Source organism: Luteimonas colneyensis, from assembly GCF_014836665.1.
Lineage (GTDB): Bacteria > Pseudomonadota > Gammaproteobacteria > Xanthomonadales > Xanthomonadaceae > Luteimonas > Luteimonas colneyensis.
Genome location: NZ_JACSQJ010000001.1, coordinates 306,359 through 327,178, shown reverse-complemented (window position 1 = coordinate 327,178; position 20,820 = coordinate 306,359). Strand labels below are relative to the sequence as shown.

Sequence of the window (20,820 nt, the reverse complement as noted above, 5' to 3'; positions counted from 1 at the left end):
GCCCGCCGGCTCAGGCCGCTGACGGCGGCGGATCGTCGCTGATCGCCGAGCTGATGACCTGCGACAGCTCGGTGTCGCTGAAGGGCTTGGTGATGTAGGCGCGCGCGCCCTGGCGCATGCCCCAGACCTTGTCGGTTTCCTGGTCCTTGGTCGTGACCAGGATGACCGGGATGTGCTTCGTGGTCGGGTCGCGGGTGATCGAGCGCGTGGCCTGGAAGCCGTTGAGGTTCGGCATCACCACGTCCATCAGGATCAGGTCCGGCAGCTCGCGCTTCGCGGCCTCGACGCCGGCGGCGCCGTCTTCCGCAGTCAGCGCTTCGTGGCCCAGGCTCTCGACGATGCGGCGGATGCCCATCAGCTGCGACGGCGAATCGTCGACGATCAGGATGCGCGCCATGTTGTCCCCCATTCAAGTCCGGCGATTGTAGCCGCCGGAACCGGGGCTGCAAACGCTCGTGCGGTTACAGACGGACGAGCGTGCGTCCGAGCGATCCGCCGGCCAGCATGGACGCGAACACGCCCGGCAGCCCGTCCAGCCCGACCTCGCGCGTGCAGATGCGGTCGAGGTGGCGGGGCTTCCACTCGCTGGCCAGGCGCCGCCAGACCTCGTCGCGGATGTCGCGCGCGGTGCCGGCCGAGGCCACGCCCAGCAGCGAAACGCCGCGGATGATGAAGGGCATGACGGTGGTCGGCAGGTCGTGGCTGGCGGCGAGGCCGGCGCTGGCGACGTTGCCGTAGGGCGCGGTCTGCGCCAGCAGGCTGGCCAGCATGGGGCCACCGACGTTGTCGAGGCCGCCGCCGAAGCGCGCGGACTCCATCGGACGCGTGGTCGCCAGGGCGTCGCGCCCGATCACCCTGGCCGCGCCGATCGACGCCAGGTAATCCGCCTGCTCCGCCTTGCCGCTGACCGCGTGCACCTCGTAGCCGGCGCTGGAGAAGATGTCGACCGCGAGCGAGCCGACGCCGCCGGTCGCGCCGGTGACGGCCAGCGGGCCCAGGTCGGGATGCTGGCGGTTTTCGGTCATCCGCAGCAGGCCGAGGGCGGCGGTGAACCCGGCGGTACCGAGCACCATCGATTCGCGCAGCGACAGTCCGGCGGGAAGCCGGATCGCCCACTTCGACTCCACGCGCACGTAGTCTGAATAGCCGCCGTCGCGGGTCTCGCTGAGCCCGCAGCCGGTGACCAGGACTTCGTCGCCCTCGCGGAAGGCCGGATCGCTGGAGGCCACCACGTGGCCGGCGACGTCGATGCCGCCGACCAGCGGAAAGCGGCGCAGGATCTTGCCCTGGCCGGTGCCGGCCAGCGCGTCCTTGAAATTGACCGAGGAATAGGCCGTGCGCAGCACGACCTCGCCCGGTGACAGGTCGCCGAGGGCGACCTCTTCGATGCCGCTGCGATAGCCGGCGTCGTCGCTGTGGATACGGAAGGCGCGGAAGGTGCGCGGGATGGTCATGCCGTCTTCTCCTGCGACGCCGCGAACGCGCGGCCCGCGACGATTATCCGCGATCCCCGACGGAACTGTAGGAGCAGCTGCAGCTGCGACCTGGGCGAAGCGCGGAGATGCGGGTCGCAGCTGTAGCTGCTCCTACAGGAGGGGTGGCGGCACTGGCGGCGGCCTCAGCGCAGCTCGCGGCTGCGCTTCTCGTCGAGCCACTTGGACGCCTGAGCCGGCCGGTAGCCGCGCATCCACTCGAACATCGCCTCGATGTCGTCGCCGGTCCACATGTCCTCGCGCTGGCCGGGATGCAGGAAGCGCTCTTCGACCATGCGGTCCATCATCGCGACCAGGGGCCGGTAATAGCCGTTGACGTCGAGCAGGGCGCAGGGCTTTTCGCTGATGCCGAGCTGCCGCCAGGTGAACATCTCCACGATCTCCTCGAGCGTCCCGAAGCCGCCGGGCATGGCCACGAAGGCGTCGGCGAGGTCGAACATCCGCGACTTGCGCTGGTGCATCGAATCGACGACCTCGAGCTCGGTCAGGCCGGCGTGCGCCACCTCCATGTCGACCAGGTGCTTCGGGATCACGCCCACCACCTCGCCGCCCGCGGCCAGCACCGCATCGGCGATCGTGCCCATCAGGCCGATGTTGCCACCGCCGTAGACCAGGCGGATCCCGTCGCGGGCCATGCGCGTGCCGAGCGCGATCGCGGCCTCGCCGTAGGCGGGGTGGGCGCCGCTGTTGGAACCGCAGTAGACGCAGAGGCTTTTCATGCTTGGAGGCTCTTCATGATCGGTGGCCGGGGAGGCCGGCCGTGGCGGCCCCGGAAAGGACGACGCCGGGCTGGGCCCGGCGCCGGTGCGGCAGAATGCGGGCGGCGCTTGCACGCCCCGCCGCAGTCCTCAGTTGGCCTTGTGGATCGCGCGCTTGTCCACGGCCATGGCGGCGTCGTGGATCGCTTCCGACAGGCTGGGGTGGGCGTGGCAGATGCGGGCGAGATCGTCGGCGGAGCCCTTGAACTCCATGGTCAGCACGCCCTCGTGCACCAGCTCGGAGACGTTGGCGCCGACCAGATGCATGCCGAGCACGCGATCGGTTTCGGCATGCGCCAGCACCTTCACGAAGCCCGCCGGCTCGACCATGGCCACGGCGCGGCCGTTGGCGGCGAAGGGGAAGCTGCCCGACTTGTACGGCACGCCTTCTTCCTTCAGCTGCTGCTCGGTCTTGCCGACCCAGGCCAGCTCCGGCTCGGTGTAGATCACCCAGGGGATGGTGTCGAAGTTGACGTGGCCGGGGAGGCCCGCGATCAGCTCGGCCACCGCGATGCCTTCCTCGAAGCCCTTGTGCGCCAGCATCGGGCCGCGCACGCAGTCGCCCACGGCCCAGACGCCGTCGACGCCGGTGTGGCAGTGCTCGTCGACCTCGATCTGGCCGCGCTCGGTCAGCTTGACGCCGCTGCCCTCGGCCAGCAGACCCTTCGACGCGGCCTTGCGACCGACGGCGACGAGCAGCTTGTCGACGGTGATCGTCTCCTCGCCCTTCTTGTCGGCGAAGGTGACCTGCACTTCCTTCTTCTTGCCCTTGCCGGTGACCTCGGCCTTCGAGACCTTGGCGCCCAGGCGGATGTCCAGGCCCTGCTTCTTGAACTCGCGCGCCGCGACCTTCGAGACCTCGGCGTCGGCCGCGGCCAGGAAGTCCGGCATCGCCTCGAGGATCACCACCTCGGCGCCCAGGCGCTTCCACACGCTGCCCAGCTCGAGGCCGATCACGCCGGCGCCGATCACGGCCAGGCGCTTGGGCACTTCGGTGAAGTCCAGCGCGCCGACGTTATCGACGATGGTCTCGCCGTCGAACTTCGCGAACGGCAGCTCGATCGAGTCCGAGCCCGCGGCGATGATGACGTTCGTGCCGGTCAGCTCGACCTCGCTGCCGTCATGCTGCTTCACCTTCACCAGGCGGTCGGCGTGCAGGGTGGCGAAGCCGTAGTACGGCGTCACCTTGTTGGCCTTGAACAGCTGTGCGATGCCGCCGGTGAACTGCTTCACGATGGCGTCCTTGCGGCCGACCATCTTCTCGACGTCGATCTTCGGGTTGCTGGCGGTGATGCCGTGCTCGCCGAAGATGTGCTGCAGGTTGTGGAACTGGCGCGAGCTGTCGAGCAGCGCCTTGGACGGGATGCAGCCCACGCGCAGGCAGGTGCCGCCGAGTGCCGGCTTGCCGTCCTTGCCCAGGGCGGCGTCGATGCAGGCGACCTTCATGCCGAGCTGCGCGGCGCGGATCGCGGCGTGGTAGCCGGCCGGGCCGGCGCCGATCACGACAACGTCAAACTGTTCAGCCATTTCGATTCCTCGATGTCCTCCCCCCGCACGCGGGGGAAGGTGCCCCGAAGGGGCGGATGGGAGCGGTCTCGCGGGAGGAGCGGCTTACATCCCCAGCAGCATGCGGTGCGGGTTCTCGAGCTGGTCCTTGATGTCCACCAGGAACTGCACCGCGTCCTTGCCGTCGATGATGCGGTGGTCGTAGCTGAGCGCGATGTACATCATCGGCGCCGCCACGATCTGGCCGTTCTCGACGATCGGGCGCTCCTTGATGGTGTGCATGCCGAGGATCGCGGACTGCGGCGGGTTGACGATCGGCGTCGACATCAGCGAGCCGAAGGTGCCGCCGTTGGTGATGGTGAAGGTGCCGCCCTGGAGGTCGTCCAGCGACAGCTTGCCGTCGCGCGCCTTCACGGCGTAGTCGCCGATCGCCTTCTCGACGTCGGCGAAGCCCATGCGCTCGACGTTGCGCAGCACCGGGGTCACCAGGCCGCGGTCGGTGGAGACCGCGATCGAGATGTCGGCGTAGCCGTGGTAGATGATGTCGTCGCCGTCGACCGAGGCGTTGATCACCGGGTACTTCTGCAGCGCGGCGGCGGCGGCCTTGGCGAAGAAGCTCATGAAGCCGAGCTTGACGCCGTGCTGCTTCTGGAAGCTCTCGCCGAGCTCCTTGCGCATGGCCATGACCTTGCCCAGGTTGACCTCGTTGAACGAGGTCAGCATCGCGATCGATTCCTTGGACTGCATCAGGCGCTCGGCGATGCGCTTGCGGATGCGGGTCATCGGCACGCGCTCTTCCGGACGGTGGCCGCCGGAGACGCCGGCGGTCTTGCCCGAGGCGTAGTTGACCAGGTCTTCCTTGGTCACCGCGCCGCGGCGGCCGGTGCCTTCGACCTGCGAGGGATCGATGCCCTGGGTGACGGCGGTGAAGCGCGCGCCCGGGGGGAGCTCGGCGCCGCCGGACACCGGGGCGGGACGGGTGGAGGCGGGCGCCTTGGCCTCTTCCTTCGCAGCCTCGGCCTTCGGCTGCACCTGCTGGGCGCCGGCGGCCGGCTCGGCCTTCGGCGCCTCGGCCGACTTCGCCGGGGCGGCGCCTTCCTCGATGATCGCCAGCACCTGCTGGCTGGTGACGGTGTCACCCTCGGCGTACTTCAGCTCCCTGATCACGCCCTCGACGGTCGAGGGGACTTCGAGCACGACCTTGTCGGTCTCGAGGTCGACGATGTTCTCGTCGCGCGCGACGCTGTCGCCCACCTTCTTGTGCCAGGTGGCGATGGTGGCGTCGGAAACGGATTCGGGGAGTACCGGTACCTTGATCTCGGTGGCCATGGTGTGGATGCGTCCTGGTCGTAATCGGTGTGGGGGTCAGTCGGCGGCGAAGACGCTGCCGACGGGCGAGGCGAGGGCGTCGTCGACCAGCTTCTGCTGTTCGGCGACGTGGTCGGAGAAGAGACCGACCGCGGGCGAGGGCGAGCGCTGGCGACCGGCGTAGTGCAGCTCGAGGGCCGCCGGCACGCAGTGCTGCAGGTGGTGGCGGATCTGGTACCAGGCGCCCTGGTTCTGCGGCTCTTCCTGGCACCAGATGACGCTCGTCGCCTTCTTGAACCGGGCGAGCTCGGCCGACAGCGCCTCGCGCGGGAAGGGATAGAGCTGCTCGACGCGCACCAGGGCGACGTCGTCCTGGCCGCGCTTTTCCAGCTCCTCGAGCAGGTCGTAGTAGACCTTGCCCGAGCACAGGATCACGCGCGTGACCTTCTTCGGATCCGCCGAGGCGTCGCCGATCAGGTGCTGGAACCCGCCCTTGGCCAGTTCGTCCAGGGTTGACACCGCCAGCTTGTGGCGCAGGAGCGACTTCGGGCTCATCACCACCAGCGGCTTGCGGGTGGTCATGCGCATCTGCCGGCGCAGCATGTGGAAGGCCTGGGCGGGGGTGGACGGCACGCAGACCAGCATGTTGTCCAGCGCGCACAGCTGCAGGAAGCGCTCCAGGCGCGCCGAGCTGTGCTCGGGTCCCTGGCCTTCGTAGCCGTGCGGCAGCAGCAGGGTCAGGCCGCTGATGCGGCCCCACTTGGCCTCGCCCGAGGCGATGAACTGGTCGATCACCACCTGGGCACCGTTGGCGAAGTCGCCGAACTGGCCCTCCCAGATGCACATCGTGTTCGGGTCGGTGGTGGAGAAGCCGTACTCGTAGGCCATCACCGCCTCCTCGCTGAGCAGCGAGTCGATCACGGTGGCGCGCTCCGGCGAATCCACCAGCTGGCGCAGCGGCAGGTGGTAGCTGTCGGTCTTCTGGTCGTGCAGGATCGCGTGGCGGTGCGTGAACGTGCCGCGGCCGACGTCCTGGCCGACCAGGCGCAGGCCGAAGCCCTCGTCGAGCAGGGTGGCGTAGGCCAGGTTCTCGGCGAAGCCCCAGTCGGCCGGGATCTCGCCCGCGGCCATCTTCCTGCGGTCGTCGTAGACCTTGGCCACGCGCGAGTGCAGCTGCACGTCTTCGGGGATCGTGGTGATGGCCTTCGCGAGCTCCTTGAGCTTCGCCGGCTTGACCGCGGTGTCGGCCTTGTCGGTGAGCTTGCCCGCGACCAGCTTGCCCCAGTCGACGAACAGGCCGCTGTCGGCCGGCGTCTTGCCGACTTCGGCCAGCTCGGTGGTGACCTCGCCGGCGTCGAGCTTGTCGCGGTAGCGGTCGACCAGCGCCTGGCCGCCCTTGTCCTCCAGCACGCCGGCGGACTCGAGCTGCGATGCGTAGAGCTCGCGCGTGGTCCTGTGCTTGCGGATGACCTGGTACATGACCGGCTGGGTGATCGCCGGCTCGTCGGCCTCGTTGTGGCCGTGGCGGCGGTAGCAGACCAGGTCGATCACCACGTCCTTACGGAATTCCTGGCGGAAGTCGTAGGCCAGGCGCGCGGCGAAGGCCACGGCCTCCGGGTCGTCGGCGTTCACGTGCAGCACCGGCGCGCCGATCATCTTGGCCACGTCGGTGCAGTACAGCGTGGAGCGCGCGTCCTCGCGGGCGCTGGTGGTGAAGCCCACCTGGTTGTTGATCACCACGTGCACGGTGCCGCCGACGGCGAAGCCGCGCGCCTGCGACATCTGGAACAGCTCCATGACCACGCCCTGGCCGGCGAATGCGGCGTCGCCGTGGATCAGGATCGGCATCACCTTGCGGCGCTCGCGGTCCTGGCGGCGCTCCTGGCGCGAGCGCACCGAGCCGGCGACCACCGGGTCGACGATCTCGAGGTGCGAGGGGTTGAAGGCCAGCGCCAGGTGTACCGGGCCGCCCTCGGTGACGACGTCGGCGGAGAAGCCCATGTGGTACTTCACGTCGCCGGCGTGCGCCAGCTCGTTGTGCTCGAACTTGCCTTCGAACTCGTTGAACAGCTGGCGCGGGCTCTTGCCCAGGGTGTTCACCAGCACGTTCAGGCGGCCGCGGTGGGCCATGCCGATCACGATGTCCTTGACGCCGCTGTTGCCGGCGCGGCGGATCACGGTGTCGAGCAGCGGGATCAGCGAGTCGCCGCCCTCGAGCGAGAAGCGCTTCTGGCCGACGTACTTGGTGTGCAGGTAGCGCTCGAGGCCCTCGGCCGCGGTCAGGCGCTCGAGGATGCGGCGCTGCTCGTCGGCGGTGAGGCTGTAGCGGCCACCGGCCTGCTCCATGCGCTCGTACATCCAGCGGCGCTGGTCGGCCTGCGGGATGTGCATGAACTCGGCGCCGATCGGGCCGGCGTAGGTCGCGCGCAGCAGGGCGAGCAGGTCGCGCAGGCGCATGCGCGGGGCGCCGCCGAAGGTGCTGGTGCCGCCGGCGGCGGGGCCGGTGGCGAACTCGGTGTCGAGGTCGGCGTCGGACAGGCCGTGGAAGGGCAGGTCGAGGTCGGGGGCGTCGATCTTCTCGGCCATGCCCAGCGGATCGGTGTCCGCCTGCAGGTGGCCGCGCGAGCGGTAGGCGGTGATCAGCTTCAGCACCGAGCCCTGCTTGCGCTGGGCTTCAAGGTCGCCGCCGCCGGTGCCGGCGGCCACGATCACGCCGGCCTTGGCCTCGCGTCCGGCGCGGGCCACCGCGTCCATGACCACGGAGTGGGGCACGTCGCCCGCTTCGCGGCCCTTGAAGGCGTCGAACCAGGTCTTCCACTTGTCGCCGACGCTGTCGGGGTCCACGAGATACTGCTCGTACAGGTCCTCGATGTAGGCGGCGTTGGCGCCGAGCTGGGAGGACTGCGCAAACTGCTTCAATAGATTGGCCACGATGGCGTCGGAGAACTCAGAAGGAGGAGGGGAAGAGGCGTTTCGATGGTGCGACGCCTGTTCAGGCGTGCAACCGCGCAATTATAGCCCCGCCTGCGCGAATGAGGCGGCGACGGACGCGACGGAAACGCATTGTTGCCGGGCCGGCATGGCGCGCGGCCGCCACCCTGTCCCGCGGTTGTGCCGGGACTCAGATTCCGAGGGCGCGGTATTCGCTGCAGGGACGGGCGCGCTCCCAGAACGGCTCGAAGACGCCGCGCAGGTGGCGGGCCCGGCCGGGCGCATCGAGCCGGGTCTCGCCTTCCCAGCGGTTGCCGAGCGGCCGGAACAGGTGGCCGCCGCGGTCGTTGGCGATGAAGGCCGAGGGCCATGCGCGATCGACCTGCTCCTCGACCGCGCGGAAGGCGATCGCGCTGGGCAGGCGCTGGCCGAGCGCGATCAGCGGCGCGAGCGCACGCTGCGGTACGGCCGGCTCCTGCACCAGGATGCGGATCGCACACTCCCCGCGCGTGGCGAGCCGGCGGATGGCGTCGACTACGGCGGCCTGGTCGAGCAGGCCGGGATCGAGTTCGCGGGTGTAGATGTCCAGCTGGCGGCGGGCGCCCGCCACCACCCCCAGGGTCGCGGCGATGGCCGCGGCGCGGGATTCGACGAGGTTCAGCGCATCGATCAGCAGCCGCATGCCCTGGTGCTCGATGCCGGCCTCCTGGAAGCGCTCGCCGGCGGGCAGGAAGCCGGCGCGCGCGTAGAAGCCGATCGCGCTGGCCTGGGCGTGCAGCGAGACCTCGCGCCAGCCAAGCGTGCGCGCCTGATCGACCAGGGCCACGAGCAGGGCCTCGCCGACGCCGCGGCCCCGCCATTCCGGCAGCACCGCCATGCGCCCGATGCTGCGCGCCGGCGTGAGCCGGCCGGTGCCGATCGGTTCGCCCGCGGCGTCGCGCGCGATCACGTGGTGGCAGTCGGGATCGAGGTCGTCCCACTCCAGCGCCAGCGGCACGCCCTGTTCCTCGACGAACACCGCCTCGCGCACGCGCCGCAGGTCCGGCAAGCCCTGCACGTAGTCGGAGGACTGGATCCGGAACGCGTCGCCGTCACCCATGCTCAGTCCCCCTGGTCGACGCTGTCTTCGTCTTCGAGCCGGTAGTGGCCTTCCGCCAGCAGGGCGGCGACGCAGTCGCGGCCGGCCGCCGAGAGCCGGTTCCAGCCGGCGGCGTCCACCGGGTCGGCGGCCGCCAGCCGCTTCGCATCCGCGATCGGCAGCCGCCACGACTGGCCCGCCACGTACAGGCTCGCGCCCGTCGTCGCGCGCCGCCAGGCCACGCGCGTCCAGGGATAGCGCGCCAGCACCAGGCCGTCCTCGAGCGCCCGCGCCAGCTGCTCGACGTCCACCGGCCCGGCGTCGCCCTGGTCGGCCCCCGGGCCCGTGCCGGGACCGGCCGCGGCGCGGTAGACCGTGATGAAGCGGCCGAACCAGTCGCCCAGCGCGTCGGCGTCCGCCATGCGCACGGCGTTGAGCGCCTCGACCACGCGGCCCATCGCGGCGGCGTCGATTTCCCAGGGATCCTTCGCGGCCTCCAGGGTCGGGTCGGCGTAGCGCAGGGCCTCGTCGGCCTCCGCGGCGAGCGTGTCGACGTAGTCGCCCATCAGCTCCGCCACCGAGGGCGCGCGCATGCCCAGCGAGAAGGTCAGGCAGGGGTCCTCGGCCACGCCGTGGTGCGGCACCAGCGGCGGCAGGTACAGCATGTCGCCCGGCTCGAGCACCCAGTCGTGGGTGGGCGTGAATTCGCGCAGCAGCTTGATCTCGACGTCGTCGCGGAAGTCCAGCGGCGGCTGGCCGCGACCCATGGCGTCGGAGGCGTCGATCTGCCAGCGGCGGTGGCCCATGGCCTGCAGCAGGAAGACGTCGTAGTGGTCGACGTGTGCACCGACCGAACCGCCGGTGGCGGCGAAGCTGACCATGACGTCGTCCACCCGCCAGCGCGGCAGGAAGTTGAACGCCGGCAGCAGGGCGGCGATGTCCGGGTCCCACTTGTCCATGTCCTGGACCAGCAAGGTCCAGTCGCGGTCGCCCAGGCCCGGGAACACCTCCTCCGGGAACGGGCCGCTGCGCACGGTCCAGGCGTCGCGGGCGCGGTCGTGCTGGATCAGGCGGGCAAGCACGCCCTCCTCGCAGGCCAGGCCGGCGAGGTCCTCGGGCTCGACCGGCGAGACGTAGCCGGGGAAGGCGCCGCGGACCAGCAGCGGGCGCTTGTGCCAGTAGTCGCGCAGGAAGGCGCGCGGCGCCATGCCGAGCGGCTGGCCGGCGCGGGCCTGGACCTCGAAGGGAAGGGCTGCGGGGCGCTTGGCCATGTCGTGTTCCTGATGGTCGGCGCCGTCAGACGGCGCGGGCCTGGGCTTCGGCCAGGCCGGTGTAGGCGGCGGGGGTGAGTTCGAGCAGGCGGGTGCGCTCGGCTTCGGGCAGGTCCAGGCCGGCGACGAACTCGCGCATCGACGCGGCGTTGATGCCCTGGCCGCGCGTCAGTGCCTTGAGCTGCTCGTAGGGGTTGGGCAGGCCGTGGCGGCGCATCACCGTCTGCACGGCTTCGGCCAGCACTTCCCAGGCGGCGTCGAGGTCGGCGGCTAGGCGCTCGGGGTTGGCGCTGAGCTTGCCGAGGCCGCGGCCGAGCGCGTCGAAGCCGATCAGTGCGTGGCCGAAGGCGGTGCCGACCGCGCGCAGCACGGTGGAGTCGGTGAGGTCGCGCTGCCAGCGGCTGACCGGGAGCTTGGTGGCGAAGTGCTCGAACAGCGCGACCGCGATGCCGAAGTTGCCCTCGGCGTTCTCGAAGTCGATCGGGTTGACCTTGTGCGGCATGGTCGAGCTGCCGACTTCGCCGGCCTTCACCGCCTGTTTGAAATAGCCCAGCGAGATGTAGCCCCAGACGTCGCGGCAGAGGTCGATGAGGATGGTCGCGATGCGCTTCTGCACGTCGGCGATCTCGGCGACGCAGTCGTGCGGCTCGATCTGGGTGGTATAGGGATTGAAGTCCAGGCCCAGCGATTCGACGAAGCGCTGCGAAAACGCCGGCCAGTCGACGTCGGGATACGCGGCGACATGCGCGTTGTAGTTGCCGACCGCGCCGTTGGCCTTGCCGGTGAGCGACACGGCCACCAGTTGCGCGCGCTGGCGCTCGAGGCGCGCGACCACATTGGCGAGCTCCTTGCCGACGGTGGTGGGCGAGGCGGTCTGGCCGTGGGTGCGCGAGAGCATCGGTAGGTCCGCCAGCTCGTGCGCCATGCCGCGCAGGGTGGCGGTGACGCCGTCGAGCGCGGGCAGCATGACCTCGCGGCGGGCGGCGTCCAGCATCAGGCCGTAGGACAGGTTGTTGATGTCCTCGCTGGTGCAGGCGAAGTGCACGAACTCCAGGGCCGGGCCAAGCTCGGCGTCGTCGGCCAGGCGCTCCTTGATGAAGTACTCCACCGCCTTGACGTCGTGGTTGGTGGTGCGTTCGATCTCCTTCACGCGGGCGGCGTCGGCGGGGGAGAAGTCGCGGGCCAGGGCGCGGAGGCGGGCGGTGGCGGCGTCGCCGAAGGCGGCGAGTTCGGGAATGCCGGGTTCATTGGCCAGGGCCAGCAGCCATTCGATCTCGACGCGGACGCGGGCGTGGACCAGGCCGAACTCGGAGAACACCGGCCGCAGGGCCTCCACCTTGCCGGCATAGCGGCCATCGAGCGGGGAGAGGGCGAGCAGCGGGTCGAGGGCGGGCATGGCGGCGTCTGGCGGTTGGCGGCCGGTCATTCTACCTGTGGATGTCGGGGGCGGCCGGTGGCCGGGGATGCCCAGGTGCGCGGGCTTCGGCGGGACGCGTGCCACTGCGTGGTGGGGACGGACCGGCGAAGCAGCCATCCATGGCTGATTCGCCTACCGCGCACGTCCATGTGCGCTGTCCGTCCCCACCGTGCAGTGTCCCGCTGCGGCGGGATTGGAGTCTTGCGGCTTCGGCTGCTTTCGTCGGCCAGACATCCGGCGAGCGAACGCTTCTGGTCGACGCCCGATGCCGCGGTGAGCTACTTCACGGAGCCGACGGCGGTCGGGCAGGAGTTGGAGGGCGGGGGGAGTGCGGAGAGTGGGCCAGGGATGGCCCACGCCCCCGCTTCCAGCCATGGATGGCTGGCGGCGGGGCGGAGCACTCCCCCCGCCCTCCGCCTCCTGCGGCGGCATCCCCACGAAGAAAGCGACCCGCTAACGCGACGGAGACACTGCGAAACTCGACGCGGGCTGATGCGGCGCGCGGGTATCCTCGGCGGCGACAACCGTGCTGGAGGACGACATGGCAGACAACGGGTTCCGGATCGAGCACGACAGCATGGGCGAGCTGCAGGTGCCTGCCGATGCGCTGTGGGGCGCGTCGACGCAGCGGGCGGTGGAGAATTTCCCGGTCAGCGGGCGGCCGATGCCGCGGGGCTTCATCCGCGCGCTGGGACTGGTCAAGGCCGCGGCGGCGGAGGCGAACGCGGGCTTCGGGCTGCTGCCCAAGGGGCTGGCGGCGTCGATCCGCAAGGCGGCGCGCGAAGTGGCCGCCGGCCAGCACGATGCGCAATTCCCCGTCGACGTCTACCAGACCGGATCGGGCACCTCGTCGAACATGAACGCCAACGAGGTCATCGCGACCCTGGCGACGCGGACCGGGCGCAAGCCGGTGCATCCCAACGACCACGTGAACCTGGGGCAGAGCTCGAACGACGTGGTGCCGACCGCGCTGCGCGTGTCGGCGCAGCTGGCCGTGGTGGAGGATCTACTGCCGGCGCTGAAGCACCTGCGCCGGAGCATCGACCGCAAGGGCCGGTCGCTGGGCAAGGTGGTCAAGACCGGGCGCACGCACCTGATGGACGCGATGCCGCTGACCTTCGCGCAGGAGTTCGGCGCCTGGTCGTCGCAGCTGGCGTCGGCCGAGGCGCGCTTCGCCGACACCCTCAAGCGGCTGCGGCGGCTGCCGATCGGCGGTACCGCGATCGGGACCGGGATCAATGCCGATCCGCGCTTCGGGCAGGCGGTGGCGCAGGCGCTGTCCGATGCCACCGGCACGCGCTTCGAGTCGGCCGGCGACAGGTTCGAAGGCATCGCCTCGCAGGACGATGCGGTGGAGCTGTCGGGCCAGCTCAACGCGCTGGCGGTGGCGCTGACCAAGATCGCCAACGACCTGCGCTGGATGAACGCCGGCCCGCTGGCGGGGCTGGGCGAGGTCGAGCTGCCGGCGCTGCAGCCAGGCAGTTCGATCATGCCGGGCAAGGTCAATCCGGTGATTCCCGAGGCGACGGTGATGGCCTGCGCCCAGGTCATGGGACACCACGTGGCGGTGACGGTGGCCGGGCAGACCGGCAACTTCCAGCTCAACGTGGCGCTGCCCCTCGTTGCGAACAACCTGCTGGAGTCGGTCGGGCTGCTGGCGGCGGTGTCGCGGCTGCTGGCCGACAAGGTGATCGACGGACTGAAGGTGCGCCGCGACGTCGTCGAGGCGGCGCTGGGCCGGAACCCGATCCTGGTGACGGCGCTCAATCCGGTGATCGGCTACGAGAAGGCGGCGGCGATCGCGAAGCAGGCCTATCGCGAGGGGCGGCCGGTGCTGGAGGTGGCGGTCGAGGCCACCGGGATGCCCGAGGAGAAGCTGCGCGCGCTGCTCGATCCGCTGGCGCTGACGCGCGGCGGCATCCACGGCGGCTGAGCCGGGAACGCGGCCATCCCGCGCCTACGGCGGGGATGGCGCGGGTTCGGGCACGAGCAGGGTGTCGCAGGGGCTGGCATCGAGGATCTCGCGCGCGACGCTGCCGATCAGCAGGTGGAACAGCGCGCCGCGCCCTTCGCAGGCCGCGATGACCAGGTCGGCCCCGGAGGCGATGGCGTGTTCGGCCAGGCGGGACGCGGCGTCGCCGTGCGCGACCGCAGCCGACAGGCCGCCATGGCCGGCCTCGGCCAGGAACGTCCGCGCGGCCTGCAGGGTCGCGTCGCGGACATCGTCGATGCCGCTGTCGCGGTCACCATCGCGCAGGCCGAGGTAGGGCACCTCGAAGGCGGTGAACAGGCTCCTGGCGGTCGCGGGGAAGAGGTCCCGGGCCACGTCGAGCGCGCGCGTGGACGCCGGCGACAGGTCGCTCGCGACCACGACGCGCGCGTAGGCGGCGTGGGCGCGGTCGCGTACCACCAGCAGCGGCAGGCGGCCGTGGCGCACCAGCCAGTCCACCGTGCTGCCGGCGAGATGGCGGCCGAAGAACGCGTCGTGGGCCACGCCGGTGACCAGCAGGCTGCAGCCGGTCTCGGTGGCGACCGCATCGATGCACTCGCCAACGCGCCCTTCGCGGACCAGCAGTTCGAAGTCCAGTCCTTCGGCGGCGGGACCGACGTCGCGGCGCAGCCGTGCGGCGGCCCGGAGCGCGGCTTCGCTCGCCTGCAGCGGCGGGGCGTCGCCCAGGCGCGGCGGCGGTGACGCCGGGGGTTCGACCACGGTCAGCACCACCAGCCTGGCCCGCCACTCGCGCGCCAGCGCCACCCCGCGGTCCAGGGCGCGATCGCAGCGGCCGTCGAGGTCGGTGGCAAGCAGGATGGCGCGCGCTGCGCCGGGCTTCCAGACGATGTCGCGCATGGTGTCCCCGGGTCCGTCGCCACGCCGCGGGCTGCGGCGTGGCCGTGCCCGAGTCTAGCGGCAGGCGGCCGGGGCTGCCCGCTGCCGCGCTGGGGCCTCAGCGCTTGCGCGGCAGTTCGACGCGGCCCTTGACGCCGGCATGGTCGACCGAACCGCTGCCGAGCGCACGTACGCGCAGGTCGCCACCGACGCCATCGATGTCGACGTCGCCGGAGCCGACCGAGCCGAACACGACGCTGCCGGCGATGCGCTGGAGTTCGATGTCGCCCGAACCCAGCGAGCCCACGTCGACGCTGCCGCCGACGTCCGCGAGCTCGAGGTCGCCGGAGCCGACGCTGCCCACGCGCGCGTCACCGCGCACGCCGCGGACGTCGGCGTCGCCGGAGCCGATCGACCCGAGATCGAGGCTGCCGATGTCGGCCAGCGTGATGTCGCCGGAGCCCACGCGCGCCTCCACGGCACCGCGGATCCGGCGCGCCCCGGCGTCGCCCGAGCCGACGGTGAGGCCGAGTGCGGCAAGCCCGGTCGCCCGGACGTCGCCCGAGCCGACCGACACCTCGACCTGCAGTCCGTCCGGGACGCTGCCGGCGAGGTCGAGGTAGGCATAGCGGTTGCCGAGACTCCAGCCCGTCCGGTCCTCGCGGACCATGCGCACCACCAGGGTGTCGCCCTCGCGGGACTGTTCGATCCGCAGCCGCGACAGTTCGCCGGCGCTGGAGCCGCAGGCCCGGCCCGACAGCCCACCGGTGCGGCCGGGCTGGCCGTCCAGGCGCAGCTGGCCGTTGCCGACGTGGAATTCGATCGTGCGCGCATCGCCGATGTCGAGCGCCAGCGACTGCGGCGCCTCGTGGGCGCAGGCGCGGCCATCATCGGCCCGTGCGGTGGGTGCGGCGGCCAGCGCGAGCGCCAGCACGGACAGGGGCAGGGACAGGGGCAGGGACAGGGCGATCGGTCGCATCGTGGCCTCGCTGGGTCTGGATGGGGCGGTGAGGGGTGGGCGGGGCGGGCGCCGGTGCGCGGACCTCAGGCCGCGGTGCCGGCATCGGCATCGGCATCGGCGTCGCGCTCGCCGTCGCCGACGGCGTCGCACTTGTCCACGTCCTCCGGCGTCATCGTCGCGTAGGGCGCGAACTCCGGCAGCGCCGCCGCCAGCGCCTGTTGGCTGTCATACAGCGACGGCAGGAGCGCGCACAGCCGCTGGGCCTCGTCCTTGATCCGGTCCGCTTCGGCCGCGATCCGTGCCTCGTACGCGCGGCGGCCTTCCTCGCCGCCGAACACCGCCTCGCCGATCCCGCTGAGCGCGGTGCCGGCGATGTCGGCGCCCTCGACGCCGATGGCCATGCCGGCGAGGGCCACGCCTTCGAGATGGCGACGGTGCTCGATCAGCAACGCGCGCTGCGCGGCCGTGGTCGCCACCTGCGTGCCGGCGACCAGCAGGTCGCCCCCGGGGGTGATCTCGGCCCTGGGCAGCTTGCTGTCAGCGGGGGCGCTGCCGTAGCTGCGCCCGTCAATGTTGATCCGGGTGCCCTCGCCGAGCGTGATGTTGCCGGCAAGCAGCTTCTCGCCGGCCTTGTCGATCGCCTCGGCGGCCTTGCGGCCGATGAAGCTCCGGTCGGCATCCGGGGTGGCGTCGGCCGCCGCCGCGGTGTCGCGCTGCGCCTGCGGCGGGCGGTCGCAGCCGGCGGCGGCGAGGCAGGACACGGCGGCGGCCAGCAGGAAGGAGCGGTGGATCGCGGATTTCATGGAGGAGCCTCCTCGGGGTGCCATGGGACTCAGCCCTCGTCGCGCCAGCGGCGCAGGCGAGTGGCGAGCAGCAGCATCGCGATGCCCACGGCCGCGCCGATCCACATTTCCGGCTGCAGCAGGTTCGACCACACGCCGGGCGGCGAGACCAGGGCCAGCATCGAATCCTGCCCGGCGTCGAATCCGCCGATGCGGTGGAGGTCATGACGGGTCAGCGGCACCACGCCCAGCAGCAGGCGGGCGACGACGTGGCCCCAGAACCATTCGGCGTCGAGGTTGAACAGCCGCATCACGCTGAACATGCTCACGAACACGCCGGACAGGATCGGCACCAGCAGCGCCCAGAGGAAGGGCACGCTGCGCGCCCAGGCCGAGCACAGCATCAGCCAGCCCACCGTGGGCAGGGCCCAGACCGCGTACACCGGGATCGCCGCCAGCACATAGGCCGAGACCTGGAAGGGATGGCCGGGACTCCAGATCAGCTCCCAGGGATTGCCGCCGTGGGCCATGACCATGACGCTGAGCAGCAGCAGGAAGGCGAACATCGTCGCGATCGCGGCCAGCGTCGCCACCAGCGGGATGACCAGGGTGGCGGTCGTGACCTTCGACAGCACGGTCTCGCCGTCCGAGAGCGGCAGCGACTTCCAGAACAGCACGCTGCGGTCCTTGCGCTCGTCGTACAGCGCGCCCAGGCAGTAGAAGAACATCACGAACACCATGACGATGTAGGGCCAGGCCGAGGCCATCAGCATCGTCATGTCGATGCCGCTGGCGAGCTGCGCCTTGTCCTCGGCACTCAGCTGCTCGGCGAGCACGCCGAGGTCGAGGCCGTTGATCGACATCGTGGTGCCGTCGTCCAGGTTGACGGTGGCGTCGCTGTCGGCGTTGCGGATCCCGACCGCGGCGATCACGAAGAACACCGCGGTCAGCAGGAGCGAGATCGCGCCGGCGATCACCGGCGCCCAGAGGATGCCGCCGCGGTGCTCCCAGAACTCGCGCCGGAGCAGCAGCGGGAAGCGGTGGGTCGCGTGGGCCGGGGCCTTTGCCACCGGCAGGGTTTCGGCTGTGGCGTTCATGCGTAGGTGCCCTTCATGGTGGCGACGAAGAGGTCGGCGAGGCCGGGGGTGCGGGTCTCGCCATACGGGGCCAGCGCGCTGCGCTCGACGCCGTCGAACAGCATCACGGTCTTGCCGAAGGGCAGGCTGCGCTCGTCGATGGGCGAGAGCGCGCGCGCGGCCTCGGCCTGGCCGGCGTCGACCAGCACTTCGGTGAAGCGCTGCGCGAGGTCGTCCATGGGCGCGTCGAGCACGATCTTCCCGTCGCGGATGAACAGCGCGTCGGTGAGGATATGCTCGACCTCCTCCACCTGGTGGGTGGTGATGACGATGGTCTTCTCCTCGTCGAAGTAGTCCTCCAGCAGGCGCTGGTAGAACTCCTTGCGGTAGAGGACGTCCAGGCCCAGCGTCGGCTCGTCGAGCACCAGCAGGCGGGCGTCGATGGCCATCACCAGGGCCAGGTGCAGCTGCACGATCATGCCCTTGGACATCTCGCGCACGCGCATCTTCGGCGTCAGCTTGGTGCTGGCAAGGAAGCGCTCGCAGCGGGCGCGGTTGAAGCGCGGGTGCACGCCCTCGACGAAGGCGATGGCCTCGCGCACCCGCATCCAGCGCGGCAGCACGGCGACGTCGGCGATGAAGCAGACGTCGTTCATCAGGTCGTTGCGCTGGCTGCGCGGGTCGCGGCCCAGCACCGACAGGTCGCCCTGGAAGGGGATCAGGCCGAGCACGGCCTTGAGCGCGGTGGTCTTGCCGGCGCCGTTGGGGCCGACCAGCCCTACGATGCGCCCCGACGCGATGCGGAAGCTGGCGCCGTCCAGCGCGGGCTTGCCCTTGTAGGCCTTGCGCAGGCCGCGGGCATCGATGACGGCGGTGTCCTGGCTGTTCATGCGGAATCCCCTTCGCGCAGCAGTTCTTCGGGTGAGAGGCCGAGCAGGCGGATGCGCTCCAGCACCTGCGGCCATTCGTCGGTCAGGAAGCGTTCGCGCTCGTTGCCCAGGAGCTTCTTCGAGGCCTGGTCGGTCACGAACATGCCCAGGCCCCGGCGCTTCTCCACCAGGGCCTCGTCGGCCAGCTCCTGGTAGGCACGCGACACGGTGATCGGGTTCAGCTGGTACTCGGCGGCGACCTGGCGCACGGAGGGCAGGGCGTCGCCGGGCTTGAGCTGGCCATCGAGCATCATCGCGATGACCCGCTCCTTCAGCTGGCGGTAGATGGGAGCGCCGTCGCTCCACTGGATGCCGGACATGGCTTCAGCCTCCGATGCGGCGGACGCCGCGGGCAAACGAGAAATAGGGCATGGCCAGTCCCCGGCGACCCACCGTCCGGCTCCTGCGCTCGACGGCGTCGGCGTCGGGCGCGGACTCCACCGCCGGGGCCGCGCCGGATACTGGCGCGGGGTCGAGGGCCGGCGCGGCCAGCAGGGCGATGGCGACCAGGGCAAGGCCACTGGCGGTGAGGGCGATCAGGCTGTTGTCGAGCTTGCGGTTCATGGCGGCCGTCCTGCTCTGGGTGACTGGTGTTGTATGCAACTATAACACCACCACACACCCCGTCAAGCACCCCGATGACCAACCGATGGCAGGGGTGGGGGCCGTGCATTGCCGGGGCCGGCCCGTCCCGCGACAATAGGGACAGTCGCCGCCAGACGCGGCCCGAGTCCAGGAGCATCCCCTGATGAAGTCCACGCTGCGCGGCCTGGCCGCGTTGTCCCTCGCCGCGGCCCTGTCGCTGGCACCCGCCATTGCCCAGGAGAACGCCGTGCCGACCACCGAGCGCGAGAAGAACAGCTACATGATCGGAATGGACGTCGGCCGCTCCATCGAGGCCGTCGGCCCCGACCTGGACCGCGAGGCCTTCCTGCGCGCGGTCCGCAACGCATTCGACGGTGGCAAGCCGCTGCTGTCCGAGGCGGAGGCGGCCGAGGTCGGTCCCGCGCTGATGCAGCGCGTGGGCGTCCGCAGCGGCCAGCCGATGCCGGGCATGGCCCCGGGCAGCGAGCCGCCGCCGGTGGCCAGGGACAAGGTCGGCCTGCTGGTGGGCGCCGACGTCGGCCGTTCGCTGGCGCCGCTCAAGGACGAGGTCGACATGGACGTGTTCGGCCGCGGCGTCGCCACCGTGCTCGACGGCGGCAAGCCGCTGATGGACGAGGCCGAACTGGCGTCGGTCCGCGAGGCGTTCACCACGCGCATCCAGCAGCGCATGCAGGAGGAGAGCGCGGCGGCCGCGCGCGAGAACGCCGCCGCAGGCGCCGAATTCCTCGCCGGCAACCGCAACGCCAAGGGCGTGGTCACCACCGGTTCCGGCCTGCAGTACATGGTGCTGCGCCAGGGCTCGGGCCCGCGTCCGCCGAACGGCTCGGCCCAGGTGCGCGTGCACTACGAGGGCCGCCTGCTCGACGGCACCGTCTTCGACAGCTCCTACGCCCGCAACGACCCCGCGACCTTCGGCCTCAACCAGGTGATCGCCGGCTGGACCGAGGGCCTGCAGCTGATGCCGGTGGGCGCGAAGTACCGCTTCTGGATCCCCGCCGAGCTGGCCTACGGCCGCAACGGCTCGCCGGGCAGCATCCCGCCGAACTCCACCCTCGTCTTCGACGTCGAACTGCTGCAGCTGCCCTGAGCGCAGCCCGTCCCATTCCTTCCGAGGTCATTCCGATGAACACGTTCGCACGCGCCACCGCGACCAGCCTGCTGGCCGCTTCGCTCCTCCTCGCCCTGGGCGCCTGCAAGAAGATCGATCCCGATGCGCCCAGGCCGGCCAAGGCCGGCGCGACGCCGTCCTCGCTCGAGATCAAGGGCCTGCCCACCGAAGAGGAGCAGGCCGGCTACGCCATCGGCCTGCAGATCGGATCCACGCTGGCCGAGATCAAGGACGACGTCGACTTCGACGCCATCGTCAAGGCCATGCGCACCTCGATGAACGGCGAAACGCCGCTGATGGACGAGGCCCAGGCCCGCCAGGCCTTCGAGGCCTTCGGCCAGCGCATGCAGTCGCGCATGGCCTCGGGCAACCGCGACGCCGGCAAGGCCTTCCTCGACGCGAACGCGAAGCAGGAAGGCGTGCAGGTCACCGCGTCGGGCCTCCAGTACAGGGTGCTGACGGAAGGCGAAGGCCCGAAGCCGGGTCCGGACAGCCGCGTCAGCGTGCACTACAAGGGCTCGCTGCTCGACGGCACCGTGTTCGACAGCTCCTACGACCGCGGCGAGCCGGCGGTGTTCACGCTCTCGAGCGTGGTCCCGGGCTGGCAGGAAGGCCTGCAGCTGATGCCGGTCGGCAGCAAGTACATGCTGTGGCTGCCGAGCGAGCTGGGCTACGGCGACACCGGCACGCCGGGCGGCCCGATCGCGCCGGGCAGCGCGCTGGTGTTCGAGGTCGAACTGCTCGACATCGTCGACGAGGCGGAATAAGC

At 71.0% G+C, this 20,820-nt stretch carries 19 protein-coding genes; 3 read left to right on the top strand and 16 right to left on the bottom strand.

Features of this window, described 5'->3' with window-relative positions; translation table 11 throughout:
• Positions 1-10: 10 nt before the first annotated feature.
• The 9 genes from pilH to purB all read right to left on the bottom strand — a co-directional run bounded on the left by pilH (position 11) and on the right by purB (position 11,741).
• Positions 11-397, bottom strand: coding sequence for a twitching motility response regulator PilH (gene pilH / locus H9645_RS01455; RefSeq protein ID WP_191727956.1), 387 nt, complete (start codon positions 395-397; stop codon positions 11-13).
• Between the two features lie 64 nt (positions 398-461).
• A complete protein-coding gene (locus H9645_RS01450; RefSeq protein WP_191727955.1) occupies positions 462-1,454 on the bottom strand; it encodes a YhdH/YhfP family quinone oxidoreductase in 993 nt (330 codons plus the stop codon).
• 164 nt (positions 1,455-1,618) lie between these two features.
• The gene (locus tag H9645_RS01445; RefSeq protein WP_191727954.1) at positions 1,619-2,212 is read right to left on the bottom strand and encodes an LOG family protein; all 594 of its coding nucleotides are present in this window, start codon (positions 2,210-2,212) and stop codon (positions 1,619-1,621) included.
• Between the two features lie 129 nt (positions 2,213-2,341).
• Complete coding sequence (lpdA, locus tag H9645_RS01440) at positions 2,342-3,778, bottom strand: dihydrolipoyl dehydrogenase (RefSeq protein WP_189495034.1); 1,437 nt, start codon at positions 3,776-3,778, stop codon at positions 2,342-2,344.
• Positions 3,779-3,862: 84 nt separating this feature from the next.
• Entirely contained in the window at positions 3,863-5,086 is a 1,224-nt protein-coding gene (gene sucB / locus H9645_RS01435; RefSeq protein ID WP_191727953.1) for a dihydrolipoyllysine-residue succinyltransferase, read from the bottom strand.
• A 36-nt stretch (positions 5,087-5,122) separates the two neighbouring features.
• Entirely contained in the window at positions 5,123-7,996 is a 2,874-nt protein-coding gene (locus tag H9645_RS01430; protein ID WP_191727952.1) for a 2-oxoglutarate dehydrogenase E1 component, read from the bottom strand.
• 190 nt (positions 7,997-8,186) lie between these two features.
• Positions 8,187-9,095 carry a GNAT family N-acetyltransferase gene (locus tag H9645_RS01425; RefSeq protein WP_191727951.1) on the bottom strand — a complete coding sequence of 303 codons (909 nt, stop codon included), beginning with the start codon at positions 9,093-9,095 and terminating at the stop codon, positions 8,187-8,189.
• Positions 9,096-9,097: 2 nt separating this feature from the next.
• Entirely contained in the window at positions 9,098-10,345 is a 1,248-nt protein-coding gene (locus H9645_RS01420; protein ID WP_191727950.1) for a ribosomal protein uL16 3-hydroxylase, read from the bottom strand.
• 25 nt (positions 10,346-10,370) lie between these two features.
• Complete coding sequence (gene purB / locus H9645_RS01415; RefSeq protein WP_191727949.1) at positions 10,371-11,741, bottom strand: adenylosuccinate lyase; 1,371 nt, start codon at positions 11,739-11,741, stop codon at positions 10,371-10,373.
• Positions 11,742-12,303: 562 nt separating this feature from the next.
• Between purB and H9645_RS01410 the strand changes: the two genes are divergently transcribed.
• Positions 12,304-13,695, top strand: coding sequence for a class II fumarate hydratase (locus H9645_RS01410; RefSeq protein ID WP_191727948.1), 1,392 nt, complete (start codon positions 12,304-12,306; stop codon positions 13,693-13,695).
• Positions 13,696-13,719: 24 nt separating this feature from the next.
• Here the strand turns inward: H9645_RS01410 and H9645_RS01405 are convergent, their stop codons facing one another.
• From H9645_RS01405 to H9645_RS01375, 7 genes are all read right to left on the bottom strand, one after another.
• A complete protein-coding gene (locus H9645_RS01405) occupies positions 13,720-14,610 on the bottom strand; it encodes a universal stress protein (protein WP_191727947.1) in 891 nt (296 codons plus the stop codon).
• A 97-nt stretch (positions 14,611-14,707) separates the two neighbouring features.
• Complete coding sequence (locus tag H9645_RS01400; RefSeq protein ID WP_191727946.1) at positions 14,708-15,568, bottom strand: DUF4097 family beta strand repeat-containing protein; 861 nt, start codon at positions 15,566-15,568, stop codon at positions 14,708-14,710.
• A 65-nt stretch (positions 15,569-15,633) separates the two neighbouring features.
• Positions 15,634-16,353, bottom strand: a complete 720-nt coding sequence (locus H9645_RS01395; protein WP_191727945.1) for a YggN family protein — start codon at positions 16,351-16,353, stop codon at positions 15,634-15,636.
• 29 nt (positions 16,354-16,382) lie between these two features.
• Positions 16,383-17,429, bottom strand: a complete 1,047-nt coding sequence (locus H9645_RS01390) for a hypothetical protein (RefSeq protein ID WP_225217904.1) — start codon at positions 17,427-17,429, stop codon at positions 16,383-16,385.
• Entirely contained in the window at positions 17,426-18,298 is an 873-nt protein-coding gene (locus tag H9645_RS01385) for an ABC transporter ATP-binding protein (RefSeq protein WP_191727944.1), read from the bottom strand. The genes H9645_RS01390 and H9645_RS01385 overlap by 4 nt, the downstream gene beginning before the upstream one ends.
• Entirely contained in the window at positions 18,295-18,657 is a 363-nt protein-coding gene (locus H9645_RS01380; protein ID WP_189495056.1) for a GntR family transcriptional regulator, read from the bottom strand. Before H9645_RS01380 ends, H9645_RS01385 begins: the two co-directional genes overlap by 4 nt.
• 4 nt (positions 18,658-18,661) lie before the next feature.
• Positions 18,662-18,901: a hypothetical protein gene (locus tag H9645_RS01375; RefSeq protein ID WP_191727943.1), complete on the bottom strand. Its 240-nt coding sequence runs from the start codon at positions 18,899-18,901 to the stop codon at positions 18,662-18,664.
• A gap of 184 nt (positions 18,902-19,085) precedes the next feature.
• Between H9645_RS01375 and bamJ the strand changes: the two genes are divergently transcribed.
• Positions 19,086-20,030, top strand: a complete 945-nt coding sequence (gene bamJ / locus H9645_RS14105; protein ID WP_191727942.1) for a BamJ family beta-barrel-assembly machinery protein — start codon at positions 19,086-19,088, stop codon at positions 20,028-20,030.
• 35 nt (positions 20,031-20,065) lie between these two features.
• Positions 20,066-20,818: an FKBP-type peptidyl-prolyl cis-trans isomerase gene (locus tag H9645_RS01365; protein WP_191727941.1), complete on the top strand. Its 753-nt coding sequence runs from the start codon at positions 20,066-20,068 to the stop codon at positions 20,816-20,818.
• Positions 20,819-20,820: the final 2 nt, after the last annotated feature.